Origin of the sequence: Streptosporangium sp. NPDC049046, assembly GCF_040649155.1 — a bacterium.
Lineage (GTDB): Bacteria > Actinomycetota > Actinomycetes > Streptosporangiales > Streptosporangiaceae > Streptosporangium.
This window is the reverse complement of the sequence record NZ_JBEZEZ010000010.1, coordinates 203,661-219,663: the sequence shown is the minus strand read 5'-3', so window position 1 is coordinate 219,663 and position 16,003 is coordinate 203,661. Positions and strand designations below refer to the sequence as shown.

The window sequence follows — 16,003 nt, the reverse complement described above, 5'->3', positions numbered from 1 at the left end:
CTACCTACCCGATGTGGGTAATGAGTCGAGCGCCTTGGTCACGTCCATGATCAGATCCTCGGCGTCCTCCAGCCCGATGGAGAAGCGGACCGCCGCCGCGTCGACCCCGGATCCCTCACCGAGCCGCCCGTGGGCGGCCGAGGCCACGTGCGCGGCCTTGGTGCGTGTCCCTCCGGCGGAGGTGGCGATCGGGACGAGTTTGAGCGCGTCGGCGAGGGCCACCCCCGCGTCGTAGCCGCCGCGCGGGGTGATCGTCACGCAGGCGCCGTATCTCGTGCCCTCGGGGCCTGAGTCGAACAGGTGCCTGGCGAGCTGGTGGCCGGGGTGTCCCGGCAGTCCCGGGTAGTCGACCCGGCGCACGGCGGGATGCTTGGCCACGGCGGCGGCGAAGACCATCGCGGTGGAGCACATCCGGCGGACCCGCAGCGTCAGGGTCTCCAGACCTCGGCGGAGCAGGAACGCGTCGTCGGGGGAAAGGGTGCCCCCGGTGTCGATCCTGACCTCGCGCAGCTGGGCGATGAGGTCGGGACGGCCCACCGCCACACCTCCGGCGCAGTCGTCGTGGCCGCCGAGATACTTGGTCGCGGAGTGGATCACCAGGTCGGCGCCGTGTTCGAGGGGACGGCACACGATCGGGGTCGCGAAGGTGGAGTCGACCACCAGCAGCGCCCCGGCGGCGCGGGCGATCCGGTAGAGGCCCCGGATGTCGGAGACGGCCATGGTGGGGTTGGACAGCGTCTCCGCGTAGATGATCTTCGTGTTGGGTTTGATCGCCGCCCGCACCCGGGACAGCTCGCCGTAGCCGACGAAGTCCGCGCCGACCCCGAACCTGGCCAGCACGTTCGTGATCAGCGAGTGGGTCCCGCCGTACAGCGGGGTGGGGGCCACGATGTGCGCGCCCGCGCGCAGGAACGTCATCAGGACCGCGTTGACCGCGGCCATCCCCGAGGCGAACGCCTGGCCCGCCACGTCCTCGGGCGCCGCGGCGCCCTCCAGGGAGGCCACCGCCGAGGCGAAGGAGGCCGTGGTGGGGTTGTCGGCCAGGCCGTAGGCGTATCCGGGGCTTTTGTCGTCGAACGCCTCGGCGTACTCGGCGGAGTCACCGAAGTGCCACGCGGAACTGCGCCACACGGGAGGGCCGAGCGGGGCCTGCGGCGGCGGCTCGGGAGCGGGCAGGTGCACCGACCGGGTGTTCTCGCCCTTGCGTCTGCGCATCCGTCTGTTCATCGACCACGCCGTCCGTTCACAGGCCGTACCGTTCCGGCTTGGGAGTCCGCGACATCAGCAGCACCGCGGCCTCGCTGGGGGGCATCGCGTCGTGGACGACGGCCACCACCACCTCGGTGATCGGCATCTCCACATCGTGTTTTCTCGCCAGTTCGAGCACCGACTCGCAGGATTTGACCCCCTCGGCGGTCTGTTTCGTGGCGGCGATGACCTCGGTCAGCGTCATGCCTCGCCCAAGATTCTCACCGAAAGTACGGTTCCTCGACAATGGGGAGGTACAGGTCGCCACCAGATCACCCATGCCCGCGAGGCCCGCGAAGGTGTGCGGGTCCGCGCCGAGCGCCGCGCCGAGCCGGGAGATCTCGGCCAGGCCGCGCGTCATCAGCATCGCCCCGACGTTGTCGCCGAGCCCCATCCCCGCCGAGATGCCGACCGCCAGGGCGATCACGTTCTTGACGGCCCCGCCGAGCTCGACCCCGATGACGTCGGGGTTGGTGTACGGGCGAAACCAGGGCGGCAGGTAGCAGGCCTCCTGAAGTCGCTCCATCGCCCGCTCGTCCGTGCAGGCGACCACGGTGGCGGCCGGCTGGCCCCTGACGATCTCACCGGCCAGGTTGGGTCCCGACACCACCGCGACGCGTTCCTCGGGCACCTCGGCGACCTCGCGGATCACCTCGCTCATCCGCTTGGTGGTGCCCAGCTCGATGCCCTTCATCAGGCTGACCAGCACCGCGCCGGGCGGCAGGTGCGGTTTCCAGCGGGTCAGGTTCTCCCGCAGGGTCTGGGAGGGCACCGCGAGCACCACGAAGTCGGCGCCTTCGAGGGCCTCGGCGGGGTCGACGGTGGCGCGCAGGGTCTCGGGCAGCACCGCGCCCGGCAGGTAGTCGGGGTTCTCGTGCCGCCGGTCGATCGCCTCGACGATCTCCGGCTTGCGTCCCCACAGCGTCGTCCGGGTGCCCGCCCCGGCGAGGATCATGCCGAAGGTCGTCCCCCACGAGCCCGTGCCGAACACGGCCGCCTTGGTCATCGGTTCTCCTCGGGCGTGGAAACCTCCGCCTCGGGGCGGGCGAGGAGGCGCGCGGCGCCGTACGGCTCCGCACCGGGTCCGGCGATGACCAGGTCACCACGGGGGTGACCTGCGGCGTCCTCACCCTCCGGACGGCGGGAAGGCGAAACGCCTGCGGAGTTGCTGTAGGACCTCAAGGGATTTCTCCTGGCGGGCGACCGGTGGTGAATCAGGAACTCTCACGGGCGACCGTGGGAACCCCCTCCCCCTACGGAGGGGGGATGTCAACACCGTACGCCGAAGTCAGTTGTCGGACGGTCGCCTGAACGGCGTCTCGGGTGCCTTCTCCCCGCGAATCTCGGCCAGCTGGGCCGTGATCGCCGCCATGATGTCGGCGGTCGCCTCGCGCAGGACGTCGGCGGAGGGTGGCTCCCCCTCGCGTCCCGCGTACTTCGACAGGTCGACCGGCGGCCCCGTCTGCACACTGAACGTCTTGCGCGGCAGCAGGCGGGGCCTCTTCGCGCCGTACGGCAGGATCTCCTGGGCTCCCCAGTGGGCGACGGGGATCACCGTCGCGCCGGTCGCCAGCGCGAGCCTGGCCGCGCCGGTCTTGCCCTCCATCGGCCAGAAGTCCGGGTCGCGGGTGCAGGTGCCCTCCGGGTAGAACATCACGCACGCCCCGGCGGCGAGCCGCCGCTTCGACTCCTCCAGCGAGCGCGCCGCGTCGGCGCTCCCCCGGTAGACCGGGATGGCCTGCATGACCTTCACCAGGTGACCGACGAGCGGTACGGAGAAGAGACCCGACTTGGCGAGGATCACCGGCCAGCGGCCGTGGTTGTAGAGGAAGTGCGCGACGAGGATGGGGTCCAGCCACGACAGATGGTTGGTCACCATGATGATCCCGCCCGTCCCGGGGAGGCGGTCGCTGCGACGCCAGTCCTTCTTGACCAGGAGCCACGAGATCGGCTTGACGATGACGACGGCGAAGGCCACCCAGAATCGCGAAGGCCATCCGGGGCGTCTCATGGGCTCCTCCATCCGAGCGGGGTGCGCCTCAGTCTCCCGGTTCGCTCCGGGGGATGTCGAGGCGGGATGCTTAAGGCTATGTCTGCTTCGGAGAGCTCCGGCTGGACCCTGGTCGTCCCGGTCAAGACGCTGGTCGCCGCCAAGACCCGCCTGTCGGCCGCGGCGGGCCCGCACCGGGCCGCGCTGGCCGTGGCGATCGCCTGCGACACCGTCGAGGCGGCGCTGAGCTGCTCGCTCGTCGCACGGGTGATCGTGGTGACGGGCGACCCGGTGGCCGCCGAGGCGCTCGGCGAGGTCGGCGCGCACGTGGTCGGCGATCCGGAGGCGGGGCTGAACGCCGCCCTGCGGCACGGGGCCCTGGAGGCGGCGCGGCTCGCGCCCGGCGACCCCGTGGGCGCCCTGCAGGCCGACCTTCCCGCCCTGCGGCCTGCGGAGCTGGCCCGCGTGCTGATCGCCGCCGCGGAGTTCGACCAGGTGTTCCTGCCCGACGCCGCCGAGATCGGCACCACCTTCTACGGCGTACGGCCCACGGTGCCGTTCACGCCGGGATTCGGCGGCGAGTCGCGGGAGCGGCACCTGCGGCGCGGCGCGAAGGAGCTCTCCGTACAGGACGTGGAGTCGGTCCGCCACGACGTGGACACCCCGGACGACCTGCGTCTCGCGCTCGCCCTCGGCGTCGGCCCCCGCACGCTGGCGATGGCGCGGAGGATCTCGGCGTCGAACCGGGACGACGGTTAGGCTGGACGGATGCAGGCGACGGTGCGGGACTTCGATCCGGCGACCCGGTCGGGGTCGGTCTTCCTGGACGACGGGACCCAGATCCCGTTCGGGGCGGCGGCGTTCGACGCGGGGCCGCTGCGGCTGCTCAGGTCGGGCCAGCGGGTCAACCTCGTGATGGACGGCGACGACGTCACCTACGTCACCCTCTCGACCTTTCCGCTGCCCGGATAGTCCGGAAGGACGACCCTCGCGGCCCGGTCGCGAATCGGTCGCGAAGACGAGGACGACGAGGACGGGGCTTCGGGAAAACTCTCGGGCGCCCGGGCCGCCCGGCGCAAAAGCCGGGCGCCCGGACTCCCGTGACGGGAGTCCGGGCGCCCGTGCCCGGGACCTACCGCTTCTTCGCCGACTTCTTGCCGCCGTTGTTGACGAGTTCCTTGAAGTCGGAGCCAGGCCGGAACTTCGGCCCCCAGCTCTCGGCGACGTGAATCTCGGCACCCGTGGAGGGGTTGCGGGCGGTGCGGGCCGGCTTGTGCACCATCTCGAAGGCGCCGAACCCCGTGATCGAGACCTTGTCGCCACTCGCGACGGCGGTCTGGATGGCGTCAAGCACCGCGTTCACGGCCTCGGTGGCCGTCTTCTTGTCGCCCACCCGATCCGCGATGGCGTCGACGAGTTCCTTTTTGTTCATTAAGGTTGCTCCCCCTGCTTACCGATGTCCGGGAGTGGGTCACGAGGCAGAAAACCCGTCTCACCCGATTTGTCACGGCGAGGGGTCTCATCACAGATCTCTCATCAACGATCACGACGAGAAACCCCTTGCCCGCTTGAAATTAGGGGACGGAGCCGTATGACTCAATCACCTTCCGCAATGTTTCCAGTGCTCGGCGTATCCGAAACCACGACATCAATACTGAGAAGGAACAAATCAAGACGCCCGGCGGCGTGTTCGAGGTCGCGTTTGGCCATATCGCAGATGGCGAGAAGACGCCGGGCGAGACGTTTTCTCTCCTCGGCGGGGACGGGCAGAGACCGGACGTGGCGGTGCGCCTCGCGCAGCCGCCACGCCAGCTCGTGTTCTGAACGCGTCAGACGGTCGTCGGCAGCCATGGCTGCCGACCATTCTCGTATGTCCCGATGGCATCGGCGTTGCGCAGGGTCAGCCCGATGTCGTCCAGGCCCTCCATGAGCCGCCAGCGCGTGTAGTCGTCGATCTCGAACGCGACGCTCTCCCCGCCCCAGCGGACCTGGCGCTCCGCCAGGTCCACGGTGATCTCCAGGGTGGGGTCCGCCTCCACCGCGGCCTGCAGGGCCTCGACGGTCTCGCCGGGCAGGACGACCGGGAGCAGGCCCATCTTGGTGGAATTATTACGGAAGATGTCGGCGAACCGGGCCGCGATCACGACGCGGAAGCCGTACTGCTGCAGGGCCCAGACCGCGTGTTCGCGGGAGGAGCCGGTGCCGAAGTCGGGTCCGGCGAGCAGGATCGTGGCGCCCTCGTGGGCGGGGTTGTTCAGGACGAAGTCGGGGTCCTCGCGCCAGGCGGAGAACAGGCCCTTCTCGAAACCGGTCCGGCTGACCTGCTTGAGCCAGACGGCGGGGATGATCTGGTCGGTGTCCACGTTGCTGCGGCGCAGCGGCACGGCCCGGCCGGTGTGGGTGACGAACGCTTCCATCGCGAGGACTCCTTACAGGCCGGCGGGCAGGTCGGCGGGCAGATCGGCAGGCGCGGTGAGTTTGCCGGTGACGGCGGTCGCGGCGGCGACCTGCGGGGACACGAGGTGCGTACGGCCGCCCTTGCCCTGACGCCCCTCGAAGTTGCGGTTGGAGGTCGAGGCGCTGCGCTCGCCGGGGGCGAGGGTGTCGGGGTTCATGCCCAGGCACATGGAACAGCCCGCCTCGCGCCATTCGGCGCCCGCGTTCTTGAAGACCTCGTGCAGCCCCTCCTGCTCGGCCTGGAGCTTGACCAGCATCGAGCCGGGCACGATCAGCGTGCGCGTGACGACCTGGCGCCCGCGCAGCACGTCGGCCGCGGCGCGCAGGTCCTCCAGGCGCCCGTTGGTGCAGGAGCCCACGAAGACCGTGTCGACCTGGACCTCGCGGAGCGGGGTGCCCGCGGTCAGGCCCATGTACTCCAGGGCGCGGGCGGCGGCGGCCGGGTCGCCGGTGTCCTCCGGGCGCGGCACGGACGTCCCCAGCGGGGCCCCCTGGCCAGGGTTGGTGCCCCAGGTGACGAACGGGGTGAGCGTCGAGGCGTCGATCTCCACGACGGTGTCGAAGACGGCGTCCTCGTCGGTCACCAGCGTCTTCCAGTACGCGACCGCGGCGTCCCAGTCGGCGCCGGAGGGCGCGTGGGGACGGCCCTTGAGGTATTCGAAGGTGGTCTCGTCGGGAGCGATCAGGCCCGCGCGGGCGCCCGCCTCGATGGACATGTTGCAGACGGTCATCCGGCCCTCCATGGAGAGCCTGCGGATCGCCTCACCGCGGTATTCCACGATGTAGCCCTGGCCGCCGCCGGTGCCGATCTTGGCGATGATCGCGAGGATCAGGTCCTTCGCCGTGACGCCGGTCGGCAGCTCGCCGGAGACCTCGATCGCCATCGTCTTCGGCCGGTAGGCGGGCAGCGTCTGGGTGGCCAGCACGTGCTCGACCTCGGAGGTGCCGATGCCGAACGCGATGCCGCCGAAGGCGCCGTGGGTGGAGGTGTGAGAATCACCACACACGATCGTCATGCCGGGCTGGGTCAGACCGAACTGCGGGCCGATGATGTGGACCACGCCCTGCCCCGCGTCGCCCATCGGATACAGCCGGACGCCGAACTCCGCGCAGTTCTTGCGCAGCGTCTCGACCTGCACCCGCGACACCGGGTCGTCGATGGGACCACGCACGGTCGGGACGTTGTGGTCCTCGGTGGCGATGGTGAGCTCGGGACGCCGGATGGGGCGGTTGGCCATGCGCAGGCCGTCGAACGCCTGCGGGCTCGTCACCTCGTGAATGAGGTGCAGGTCGATGTAGAGCAGGTCGGGTTCTCCCTCGGCACGTCGTACAACGTGCTGCTCCCATACCTTCTCCGCGAGCGTGCGGCCCATGTCGCCTCCTTGCGATCGGCTGTCCCACTCCCACTTGCTTTCTCATATGTCGAGACTGCAGTATCGGTGTATGGACAACTCTAGCGGAGTCGGCGTACTGGACAAGGCCGTCCTCGTGCTCAATGCCCTCGAAGCGGGACCGGCGTCCCTCGCCCAGCTCGTTCAGGCCACCGGCCTGGCCCGGCCGACCGCCCATCGGCTCGCCGTCGCGCTGGAGCACCACCGCATCGTCTCCCGCGACACACAGGGCAGGTTCGTGCTGGGCCCGCGCCTGTCCGAGTTGTCCACGGCCGCCGGCGAGGACCGGCTGCTCGCCGTCGCCTCCCCGATTCTCACCCAGCTGAGGGACCTGACCGGCGAGAGCGCCCAGCTCTACCGCCGCCAGGGTGACGAGCGGGTCTGCGTGGCCGCCGCCGAGCGCGCCAGCGGACTGCGCGACACCGTGCCCGTCGGCTCGGCCCTGCCGATGCTCGCCGGTTCCGCCGCGCAGATCCTGCTCGCCTGGGAGGAGCCCGACCGTCTGCACCGAGGACTGCGCGGGGCCAAGTTCACCGCCGCCACGCTGGCGAGCGTACGGCGCAGGGGCTGGGCACACAGCGTCGGCGAGCGCGAGCAGGGTGTGGCCAGCGTCTCGGCGCCGATCAGGGGCGCGGGTGGCAAGGTGGTCGCCGCCGTCTCGGTCTCCGGCCCGATCGAGCGCCTGACCCGCACCCCCGGCCGCCTCCACGCCGCCCCCGTGGTCACCGCCGCCGAGCGGATCACCGAGTCGATGCGCCGCGCCAACTGAGGGCGAGCGGATCACCGCCGCTCGCCGCGGTGAGGGCGGTTTCCGCCCTCGACGGCCGGATCGCGGGGCCGGAGGCCCGCGATCCGGGTGCCCGGGCCGCGCGCCGGTGGACACCCGCCGGTCGGCGGGCGATATGAGGAGGCGAGCACCCCCGCGGCCCCCTAGGCTGGGAAGGTGACAGATCGCATCGAGGCAGCCGCGGCTGAACTGCGTCCCCTGCTCCAAAACTTCATCCTCTGGGCGCGTGAGAACGCGCCCGGCAGCGATTCCAACCTGGTGGGCTCCGTCGCCCTGTGGCACCGCCTGATCGCCTCCGACGACGTCGGCCGGTGGAAGCAGTCCGACCTGCGCACGGTGCTCCTCGATCGGATGCCCCAGGTCGTCGAGGACCCCGACGCCGCCGCCGACGGCATGGTGCCCGCGATCCGCGCCTACCTGACCTTCCTGTCGGAGTCCGACCGCCTTGCCAAGGGCTCGGCCTCGCTGAGCGACCTGCTCTCCGAGCTCGACCGCCTCGAAGACGATTTCGTCGACGCGATGGAGGAGCTCGTCATCGAGGAGGACGAGGACGAGGAGTACGACGAGGAGGAGTCCGAAGGGCTCGGCGACTTCGAGCCGTTCGCCGACGAGCTCTCCGAGCTGCCGACGATCAGGCTCCGGCCCGACAGCGAGCTGGCCGCGGCCACCCGTAAGGCGAACCTGATCACCAAGGCCCGCGACCTCGCGGTCTGGGTCGGCTCCGAGCGCCGGGTGGGCGAGACGAGCCTGCTCACCGACACCGAGATCACCGAGGCCCTCGCGGTCCTTGGGCTTCCGGTCCCGGAGAAGCCCGGCGCCTCGCTCGCCGACTCCGTCCCCGCGCTCTGGAACATCTGGAACCTCGCGATCGACCTCGACTTCCTCCAGCCCGAGGGGGAGGACACCGTGAGTGTCGACGCCGACACCGCGGAGTGGCCCTTCGAGGAGGACGACGACGCCCTCGACGCGTGGATGGCGGGCCTGCAGTCCATCGACTACGGCGACCCCGAGCTGGAGGACGAGGAGGCCACGATCGCCCTGTCCGGGCTGACCAGGGCACTGCTGGTCCGGGTGCTGCTGGCGACGGGCTCGAAGCCGCTGGCCGAGCTGCGCACCGAGCTGGCCGAGGCCGCCGCCGAGTACGACGACCTGGGCGCCGACGCCTGGGCCGCCGCCACCGCGCAGTACGGCGACCCGCTCAACCCCGTGCTCGACTGGCTGATCGGATACGGCATGGTCGAGGTCGAGCACGACCAGGTGCGGCTCACGCCGCTCGGCATGGAAGGCGTGGTCCACCTCGTGGACGACGCCGACATCGAGCTGGACGCCCGGCCGGCCATCGACGCGATGACGGCTCTCGACCTGCTCTCCTTCGGCGCCGAGCTTCCCGAGGAGGAGGCGGACGCCGAGTTCGCGGCCTGGATGGAGCTGCGCGCCCCCGAGCAGGCCGCCAGGGACCTGCTGGAGGCCGCGGCCGAGGACGACGCGGACGCGCTGATCCGGGTCCAGGCGGCCAGCATGGTCGGCTCGCTCGGCGACGTGGCCGTGCCCGCGTGGCGGGAGGCTCTCGACGAGCCGTCCCTGCGCCCGTATGCGGCCACCCACCTCGCCCAGCTGGGCGTCGAGGACGCCCCCACGCCCACCCAGTCCGACACCCACTGGCTCATCCTCGACATGCTGACCATCTCCGCGGGTCTCGGCCGCCCGGAGTTCGTCAGCAGCCTTGACGACATCGGCAACGTGCCGAATCTCGTCAGCCTGCTCGAAGTGATCTGGAAGGTGCCGCACCCGCACCTTGAGGAGCTGCTGGAGGCGATCGGCAAGGCACACCCGGACAAGCAGGTGGGCAAGGCCGCCAAGCGGGCCCTCTTCAAGGCCCGCTCCGGGCAGAACTAGCCCCACGTTCCCGGAGAGGGGGCTCCAGGCTCTGTTCAGAGCCTGGAGCCCCCTCTCGTTCTGCACGGCTCCCAAAGCCCTCAGGGGCCGACTCCGTGTCCCGAGGCCCGGATGACCATGGTCCGGGAGCGGGTCCGGGAATCCGTGAGGTGAATCGAGTCGGGCGGCGAGATGGTCGCCGTGCCCGCTCGCGAGCGGGCGCACAGGAAATTCAAGAAATCCGGAAATGCAAAAACCCCGGAAGCCGTTGCTTCCGGGGTTCGCGATGTAGCCCCGACCGGATTCGAACCGGCGCTACCGCCTTGAGAGGGCGGCGTCCTAGGCCACTAGACGACGGAGCCTTGCGAGAGACAGTGGTAGTCCCGACCGGATTCGAACCGGCGCTACCGCCTTGAGAGGGCGGCGTCCTAGGCCACTAGACGACGGGACCCTACACACTGTCATCGGACTCGGAGGGGACCGAATCCGCAACATCTTCCTGAGAAGATGCAGCTGGGGTACCAGGACTCGAACCTAGAACAACTGAACCAGAATCAGCCGTGTTGCCAATTACACCATACCCCACCGCGCTGGACTCCCTTGCGGGCCTCGCTGGCGACTCCGAAAGAATAGCCCAGGTTGGGGGTCAAGACCAAAACGATTGCCGGAGGCCCAATCGCGGTATCACCGGGCTGTCGCCACGAAGGTCCACCGTGTAACGCTGCTGGGGAGACCCAGCCGCATGTGAGGAGTTCGTACCTTGACCGACAACCCGTTCTTCACCCCCAGCGAGCTGCCCTACGGGCTGCCGCCGTTCGCTCTGGTCAGGGAGGAGCACTACCTTCCCGCCTTCGAGCGTGGCATGGCCGACCAGCTGCGTGAGGTGCGGGAGATCATCGAGAACCCGGAGGCCCCGACGTTCGCCAACACGATCGAGGCCCTGGAGCGCTCGGGACGCGTCCTCCATCGGACCGTGGTCGTTTTCTCCACTCTTTCCGCCTCGGACGCGACCGACGGCATCCGGGAGATCGAGACCCAGATCTCCCCCAGGCTCACCCAGCACGCCGACTCCATCCGGCTGAACCGCTCCCTGTACGCCCGGATCAAGCAGATCACCACCGACGACGCGGAGGAGGCGTGGCTGCTGGAGAAATACCGCGTCGACTTCGTCAGGTCGGGAGCCGACCTGTCCGAGGCCGACCAGGGGCGTCTCAGGGAGCTCAACGAGGAGCTGACCAAGCTCTCCACGACCTTCACCCAGAACCTTCTCGCCGCCTCCACGGACTCCGCGCTCGTCGTCGAGGACGTCAAGCTGCTGGACGGGCTCTCCGAGAGCGCGATCAAGGCGATCGAGAAGGACGGCTCGTACGTCCTGGCGCTGTTCAACCACACCAACCACCCCGTCCTCGCGGAGCTGACCGACAGGGAGACCCGCAGGAGGCTGTACGAGCTGTCCACGGGCCGGGCTCCCGAGAACTTCGAGCTGGCGGCCAGGATGGCGACGCTCCGCGCCGAGCGGGCGGCGCTGCTCGGCTACCCCAGCCACGCCGCCTACTCCGTCGCCGACCAGACGGCCAAGACCACCGAGGCCGTCGAGGAGATGCTCGGCAAGCTGGTGGGACCCGCGGTGGCCAACGCCCGCCGGGAGGCCGAGGCGCTCAGCGAGGAGGCCGGTTTCCCCATCGAGCCGTGGGACTGGTCCTTCTACGCGGAGCGGGTGCGCAAGGCCAGGTACGACTTCGACGGCGCCGACCTGCGTCCGTACTTCGAGTTGGACCGGGTGCTGCGCGACGGCGTCTTCCACGCGGCGGGCGAGCTGTACGGGGTCGTCTTCTCCGAGCGGGACGACCTGGCCGGATACCACCCGGACGTGCGGGTCTTCGAGGTGTTCGAGGCCGACGGCTCGCCGCTCGGGCTCTTCCTGTTCGACCCGTACGCCCGGCCCACCAAACGCGGCGGCGCCTGGATGAACGCCCTGGTCGACCAGTCGCACCTGTTCGGCACGCGGCCCGTGGTGATGAACAACCTCAACATCACCAAGCCCGCCGAGGGGCCGACGCTGCTCACGTTCGACGAGGTCAACACCGCCTTCCACGAGTTCGGCCACGCCCTGCACGGCCTCTTCTCCGACGTGCGCTTCCCCCGGGTCTCCGGCACGGCGGTGCCGCGCGACTTCGTGGAGTATCCCTCGCAGGTCAACGAGATGTGGGCCACCTGGCCGTCGATCCTCGCCAACTTCGCCAGGCACCACGAGACCGGCGAGCCCGTGCCCGCCGAGCTCCTGGAGAAGATGAGGGCCGCGGAGAAGTTCAACCAGGGCTTCGCCACCGTCGAGTACCTCGCGGCGACGCTGCTCGACTGGTCCTGGCACAAGCTGGCGGCGGGCGCGCCCATCAAGAACGCCGCGGACGCGGAGGCGTTCGAGAACGCGGCCCTGGAGCGCAACGGGATCGCCTTCGAGCTGGTCAGACCCCGCTACCGGACCAACTACTTCGCCCACATCTTCTTCAGCGGGGTGGGCGGCTACAGCGCCGGCTACTACTCCTACATCTGGAGTGAGGTGCTCGACGCCGAGAGCGTCGACTGGTTCAAGGAGAACGGCGGCCTGGAACGCGAGAACGGCGATCACTTCCGCTCCACCCTGCTGTCGGTCGGCGGTTCGCGGGACGTGATGGACGCCTTCCGTGACTTCCGTGGGAGCGACCCGCGCATCGAGCCCCTGCTGAAGCGCCGCGGGCTGCTGGTCCCGTAACCGGTCCTCCGGGAAGCTCCGCCCGCCGGCCCTCTCACCCCGTGCGGTGTCCGCGTCGCGGAGGTTTCCTCAGAGGGGCACCCGGGGTCTTCGAGCGGCCTCCGAGGCGATGACCTGCCGGTTTACGCTTCGGTGCAGCGCCGGGGTGTGGCTTCCCACACCCCGGCCGGGACCACAGACCCAATGCGCCGGAAAGCGGGCGGCGGGCATCGTGGACGCCATGAGACGACTACAGCGAAGGACGGGCGCCGTGCTCGTCGCCGGCCTGGCGGGCGCCCTGCTGCTGGGAACGGCGACCCCGGCGACGGCACAGCAGGAGACGGCACGGACACCGCGGACCACTCCCGCCGTCTCGACCTCCACCGCCGGTACGGGCGGGCCCGGCGGGGATGTGAAGGTGCGCACCGACGCCGGTTGGGTGAAGGGGGTGAAGGCCGGAGATCACCGGCTCTTCCAGGGCATCCCGTACGCCGCGCCCCCGGTCGGAGAGCTGCGCTGGCGATCACCGCGGGCCGTCACCCCGTGGCAGGGGGTGCGCGACGCCACCGCGCCCGGCAACCGGTGCGCGCAGACCGCCGACGTCTGGGGACTGCCGGGAAGCGAGGCGGAGGACTGCCTCTACCTCAACGTGACCACGCCGGCGTCGAGCGGCGGGAAACGCCTCAAGCCGGTCATGGTGTGGCTGCACGGCGGGAGCCTGACGAAGGGGGCCGGCAGCGACTACGACGCCCGCAGGCTGGCCGTGCGGGGCGACGTCGTGGTGGTGACGGTGAACTACCGGTTGGGGATCTTCGGGTTCTTCGGGTATCCCGGGCTTGAGAACTCGGGGGCGTTCGGGATCGAGGACCAGCAGGCGGCCCTGCGCTGGGTGCGGCGCAACGCGGCGGCCTTCGGCGGCGACCCGCGCAACGTCACCCTGGCCGGTGAGTCCGCGGGGTCGCACTCGGTGTGCGCGCAGCTCGCCTCCCCCACGGCGGCCGGGCTGTTCCACCGGGCGATCGCCCAGAGCTCCCCGTGCGGCGCGGGAGGCTTCGAGGGGACTCCGCTGAGGCCGGTCCTGGACGTGCCGCTCTGGGTGCCCCGAGCCTCCCACGAGGGCTACGGACAGTTCCTCGCCACCGGGCTGGGGTGCGCCGACCCGGCGACCGCGCTCGCCTGCCTGCGGGGCAGGCCGGTGGCCGACCTGCTCGCCCGGGATCCCCTCCCACTGCCGGGGTACGGCAACGCGGTGCTGCCCGAGGATCCCGCGAAGGTGTTCCAGGAGGGCCGATTCCACCGGGTGCCGGTACTGACGGGCATCACCCGGGACGAGGGCACGCTGTTCACCTCGCTGATATTCCCGCCGATGACGGCCGCCGAGTACGAGACCGCCGTCAACGACAGGTACGGCGCCGCGGGACCCGACATCCTGGCTCGTTACCCGCTGAGCGCCCACGGCGACTCGCCCCTCCAGGCGGTCTCGGCCATCATGAGCGATCTCGACTGGGCGTGGCCTGCGCGCGACACCGACCTGCTGCTCGCCCGGCACGTGCCGACCTTCTCCTACGAGTTCACCGACCGTACGGCGCCCGTGCTCTTCCCGTTGCCCAACGGGGTCAGGCCGCTCGCCTCGCACGGCTCCGAGCTGTCGTTCCTCTTCGGGGTCGGCTGGGAGTCCGCCCCGCTCACCCCCGCGCAGCGGCGACTCGGGGACACGATGATCGACTACTGGTCGCGGTTCGCGGCCGTCGGCGACCCGAACCGACCGGGACTGCCCGCCTGGAAGCGCGTGCGTCCCGGACACGGCACACCGTACGTGCAGGAGCTGTCCCCGGGACGGGGCGGTATCAAGCCCTTCGACCGCGCCTCGGCCCACAACCTCGGCTTCTGGGACGAGCTCGCCGGGCGGGGCACGGAACGGGGACGTCCCTCGGGCTCCCCGTCCTGAGATCCTTCCCCGTGACCGCGGTCACGGGGAAGCGGCGAGAAAAAGCGACGGCCCGCCCCGGGCAGAGACCGGGGCGGGCCGTCAGCCTTTGCAGGGCCCTGCAGGCCCTGCAGGCCGGAAGCCTTTCCAGGGCCCCGGGCCCGGCCGGGCCTGGGGCCCCTTTCTCCTCCGGATCCCTCAAGGCATCCGATCGGGTGTGAAAGCCCGTCCGAGGCCCGCGAAGCCCGATCAGGCCTGGAGCCTCGCGAGGGCGGCGCGCAGACGCTCGATGGAGCGCTCACGGCCGAGGACCTCGATCGACTCGAACAGCGGCAGGCCCACGGTCCGGCCGGTGACGGCGACGCGTACGGGAGCCTGGGCCTTGCCGAGCTTGAGGCCCTGTTCGAGGCCGACCTCCTCCAGCGCGGTCTTCAGCGACTCGGGATCCATGTCGACCGTCTCCATACGGGCGAGATAGCCGGTGAGGATCTCCGCGGCGGAGTTCTTCATCGCCTTGTCCCACGACGCCTGGTCGAAGACGGGCTCGTCGAGGAAGAGGAAGTCGACGTTCGCCGTGATCTCGGACAGGACCGCGATGCGGGTCTGGGCGAGCTCGGCGACCTTGGCGAAGGTCTCGCGGTCCCAGCCGGGCTCCAGCCACGGCTCGCATCGGGCGACGAACTCCTCCAGAGGCAGCGCCCGGATGTACTCGCCGTTGAACGCGCGGAGCTTCTTCTCGTCGAAGAACGCCGGGGAGGGGTTGACGTCCTCCAGCCTGAACAACGGCACCATCTCCGACCAGGGCATGATCTCCCGGTCGTCGCCGGGGCCCCAGCCGAGCAGCATCAGGTAGTTGACCATCGCCTCGGCCAGGTAGCCCTCCTCGCGGTAGGACTCCAGGGCGACCTTGTCACGTCGCTTGGACAGCTTCTGGCGCTTCTCGTTGACGATGACCGGCACGTGCGCCCAGGTGGGCGGAGCGACGCCGAGCGCCTCCCAGAGCAGCTGCTGCTTGGGCGTGTTGGACAGGTGCTCCTCGGCGCGGACCACGTGGCTGATCCGCATCTCGACGTCGTCGACGACGTTGGCCAGCACGAACAGCGGGGAGCCGTCGCCACGCGCGACGACGAAGTCCTCCATCGCGTTGTTGGGGAACTCGACGGTGCCGCGGACCAGGTCCTGGATCACGGTGACACCCTCGTCGGGGGTGCGGAAGCGGACCGCGCCCTCGCTCAGGCCACGGTCGCGGCAGAAGCCGTCGTAGCCCTGGTGCTCGGAGCCGGTGCGCGCCTTCACCTCGTCGCGGGTGCAGGTGCAGTAGTAGGCCCGGCCGCCGGCGACGAGCTTGGCCACTGCCTCGCGGTGCTGCTCCTCGTACGACGACTGGAAGTAGGGGCCCTCGAAGGCCTGGCTGTCGTCGTTGACACCGATCCAGGCGAGCGCCGAGATGATGCCCTCGGTCCATTCCGGCCGGTTGCGCGCGGCGTCGGTGTCCTCGATGCGCAGCACGAATTTTCCGCCGGTCTGCTCGGCCAGGGCCCAGTTGAACAGCGCGGAGCGGGCGCCGCCGACATGGAACATGCCGGTCGGCGAGGGG

General features: G+C 70.3%; 14 protein-coding genes and 3 tRNA genes. 6 read left to right on the top strand and 11 right to left on the bottom strand.

Features of this window, described 5'->3' with window-relative positions:
- From AB0B96_RS16745 to AB0B96_RS16735, 3 genes are all read right to left on the bottom strand, one after another.
- Window positions 1-1,215 (bottom strand): aminotransferase class I/II-fold pyridoxal phosphate-dependent enzyme, encoded by a 1,215-nt coding sequence (locus AB0B96_RS16745; RefSeq protein ID WP_362899492.1) that lies wholly within the window; start codon window positions 1,213-1,215, stop codon window positions 1-3.
- Window positions 1,216-1,243: 28 nt separating this feature from the next.
- On the bottom strand, window positions 1,244-2,254 hold the full coding sequence (locus tag AB0B96_RS16740; protein WP_350949360.1) for an NAD(P)H-dependent glycerol-3-phosphate dehydrogenase: 1,011 nt from the start codon (window positions 2,252-2,254) through the stop codon (window positions 1,244-1,246).
- Window positions 2,255-2,536: 282 nt separating this feature from the next.
- On the bottom strand, window positions 2,537-3,259 hold the full coding sequence (locus AB0B96_RS16735; RefSeq protein ID WP_362899490.1) for a lysophospholipid acyltransferase family protein: 723 nt from the start codon (window positions 3,257-3,259) through the stop codon (window positions 2,537-2,539).
- A gap of 66 nt (window positions 3,260-3,325) precedes the next feature.
- Here AB0B96_RS16735 and cofC point away from each other — a divergent pair, with 66 nt between their 5' ends.
- Both cofC and AB0B96_RS16725 read left to right on the top strand, forming a co-directional pair.
- A complete protein-coding gene (gene cofC, locus AB0B96_RS16730) occupies window positions 3,326-3,997 on the top strand; it encodes a 2-phospho-L-lactate guanylyltransferase (RefSeq protein WP_362899488.1) in 672 nt (223 codons plus the stop codon).
- A gap of 9 nt (window positions 3,998-4,006) precedes the next feature.
- Window positions 4,007-4,210 carry a hypothetical protein gene (locus tag AB0B96_RS16725; RefSeq protein WP_350949364.1) on the top strand — a complete coding sequence of 68 codons (204 nt, stop codon included), beginning with the start codon at window positions 4,007-4,009 and terminating at the stop codon, window positions 4,208-4,210.
- A gap of 160 nt (window positions 4,211-4,370) precedes the next feature.
- On the opposite strand, the gene AB0B96_RS16720 is transcribed toward AB0B96_RS16725, so the two are convergent.
- The 4 genes from AB0B96_RS16720 to leuC form a co-directional block, all read right to left on the bottom strand.
- Entirely contained in the window at window positions 4,371-4,670 is a 300-nt protein-coding gene (locus tag AB0B96_RS16720; RefSeq protein ID WP_350949365.1) for an HU family DNA-binding protein, read from the bottom strand.
- A 164-nt stretch (window positions 4,671-4,834) separates the two neighbouring features.
- The gene (locus AB0B96_RS16715) at window positions 4,835-5,089 is read right to left on the bottom strand and encodes a hypothetical protein (protein WP_350949366.1); all 255 of its coding nucleotides are present in this window, start codon (window positions 5,087-5,089) and stop codon (window positions 4,835-4,837) included.
- Window positions 5,068-5,655, bottom strand: a complete 588-nt coding sequence (gene leuD / locus AB0B96_RS16710) for a 3-isopropylmalate dehydratase small subunit (RefSeq protein ID WP_350949367.1) — start codon at window positions 5,653-5,655, stop codon at window positions 5,068-5,070. Before leuD ends, AB0B96_RS16715 begins: the two co-directional genes overlap by 22 nt.
- A 12-nt stretch (window positions 5,656-5,667) precedes the next feature.
- Window positions 5,668-7,068 (bottom strand): 3-isopropylmalate dehydratase large subunit, encoded by a 1,401-nt coding sequence (gene leuC, locus AB0B96_RS16705; RefSeq protein ID WP_362899484.1) that lies wholly within the window; start codon window positions 7,066-7,068, stop codon window positions 5,668-5,670.
- A gap of 70 nt (window positions 7,069-7,138) precedes the next feature.
- On the opposite strand from leuC, the gene AB0B96_RS16700 reads away from it, so the two are divergent.
- Together AB0B96_RS16700 and AB0B96_RS16695 are read left to right on the top strand one after the other, a co-directional pair.
- Complete coding sequence (locus tag AB0B96_RS16700; RefSeq protein WP_350949369.1) at window positions 7,139-7,855, top strand: IclR family transcriptional regulator; 717 nt, start codon at window positions 7,139-7,141, stop codon at window positions 7,853-7,855.
- 174 nt (window positions 7,856-8,029) lie between these two features.
- A complete protein-coding gene (locus AB0B96_RS16695) occupies window positions 8,030-9,769 on the top strand; it encodes a hypothetical protein (RefSeq protein ID WP_362899482.1) in 1,740 nt (579 codons plus the stop codon).
- Between the two features lie 268 nt (window positions 9,770-10,037).
- Here AB0B96_RS16695 and AB0B96_RS16690 read toward each other — a convergent pair.
- The 3 genes from AB0B96_RS16690 to AB0B96_RS16680 form a co-directional block, all read right to left on the bottom strand.
- Window positions 10,038-10,110 (bottom strand) — tRNA-Glu (locus AB0B96_RS16690).
- A gap of 13 nt (window positions 10,111-10,123) precedes the next feature.
- Window positions 10,124-10,199: transfer RNA gene (locus AB0B96_RS16685), tRNA-Glu, on the bottom strand.
- A 62-nt stretch (window positions 10,200-10,261) separates the two neighbouring features.
- Window positions 10,262-10,333: transfer RNA gene (locus AB0B96_RS16680), tRNA-Gln, on the bottom strand.
- Between the two features lie 175 nt (window positions 10,334-10,508).
- Here AB0B96_RS16680 and AB0B96_RS16675 point away from each other — a divergent pair.
- Window positions 10,509-12,500 carry a M3 family metallopeptidase gene (locus tag AB0B96_RS16675; protein WP_362899480.1) on the top strand — a complete coding sequence of 664 codons (1,992 nt, stop codon included), beginning with the start codon at window positions 10,509-10,511 and terminating at the stop codon, window positions 12,498-12,500.
- Between the two features lie 220 nt (window positions 12,501-12,720).
- Window positions 12,721-14,427, top strand: a complete 1,707-nt coding sequence (locus AB0B96_RS16670) for a carboxylesterase family protein (RefSeq protein ID WP_362899478.1) — start codon at window positions 12,721-12,723, stop codon at window positions 14,425-14,427.
- 228 nt (window positions 14,428-14,655) lie between these two features.
- Here the strand turns inward: AB0B96_RS16670 and gltX are convergent, their stop codons facing one another.
- On the bottom strand, window positions 14,656-15,987 hold the full coding sequence (gltX, locus tag AB0B96_RS16665) for a glutamate--tRNA ligase (protein WP_362899668.1): 1,332 nt from the start codon (window positions 15,985-15,987) through the stop codon (window positions 14,656-14,658).
- Window positions 15,988-16,003: the final 16 nt, after the last annotated feature.

What these genes read in the sequence shown, in the direction of transcription:
- AB0B96_RS16720 (WP_350949365.1), bottom strand. Translation starts at nt 4,670, where the DNA reads ATGAACAAAAAGGAACTCGTCGACGCCATCGCGGATCGGGTGGGCGAC.
- AB0B96_RS16745 (WP_362899492.1), bottom strand. Translation starts at nt 1,215, where the DNA reads ATGCGCAGACGCAAGGGCGAGAACACCCGGTCGGTGCACCTGCCCGCT.
- AB0B96_RS16670 (WP_362899478.1), top strand. Translation starts at nt 12,721, where the DNA reads ATGAGACGACTACAGCGAAGGACGGGCGCCGTGCTCGTCGCCGGCCTG.
- AB0B96_RS16740 (WP_350949360.1), bottom strand. Translation starts at nt 2,254, where the DNA reads ATGACCAAGGCGGCCGTGTTCGGCACGGGCTCGTGGGGGACGACCTTC.
- AB0B96_RS16735 (WP_362899490.1), bottom strand. Translation starts at nt 3,259, where the DNA reads ATGAGACGCCCCGGATGGCCTTCGCGATTCTGGGTGGCCTTCGCCGTC.
- leuD (WP_350949367.1), bottom strand. Translation starts at nt 5,655, where the DNA reads ATGGAAGCGTTCGTCACCCACACCGGCCGGGCCGTGCCGCTGCGCCGC.
- AB0B96_RS16715 (WP_350949366.1), bottom strand. Translation starts at nt 5,089, where the DNA reads ATGGCTGCCGACGACCGTCTGACGCGTTCAGAACACGAGCTGGCGTGG.
- AB0B96_RS16725 (WP_350949364.1), top strand. Translation starts at nt 4,007, where the DNA reads ATGCAGGCGACGGTGCGGGACTTCGATCCGGCGACCCGGTCGGGGTCG.
- leuC (WP_362899484.1), bottom strand. Translation starts at nt 7,068, where the DNA reads ATGGGCCGCACGCTCGCGGAGAAGGTATGGGAGCAGCACGTTGTACGA.
- cofC (WP_362899488.1), top strand. Translation starts at nt 3,326, where the DNA reads ATGCTTAAGGCTATGTCTGCTTCGGAGAGCTCCGGCTGGACCCTGGTC.
- AB0B96_RS16700 (WP_350949369.1), top strand. Translation starts at nt 7,139, where the DNA reads ATGGACAACTCTAGCGGAGTCGGCGTACTGGACAAGGCCGTCCTCGTG.
- gltX (WP_362899668.1), bottom strand. Translation starts at nt 15,987, where the DNA reads ATGTTCCATGTCGGCGGCGCCCGCTCCGCGCTGTTCAACTGGGCCCTG.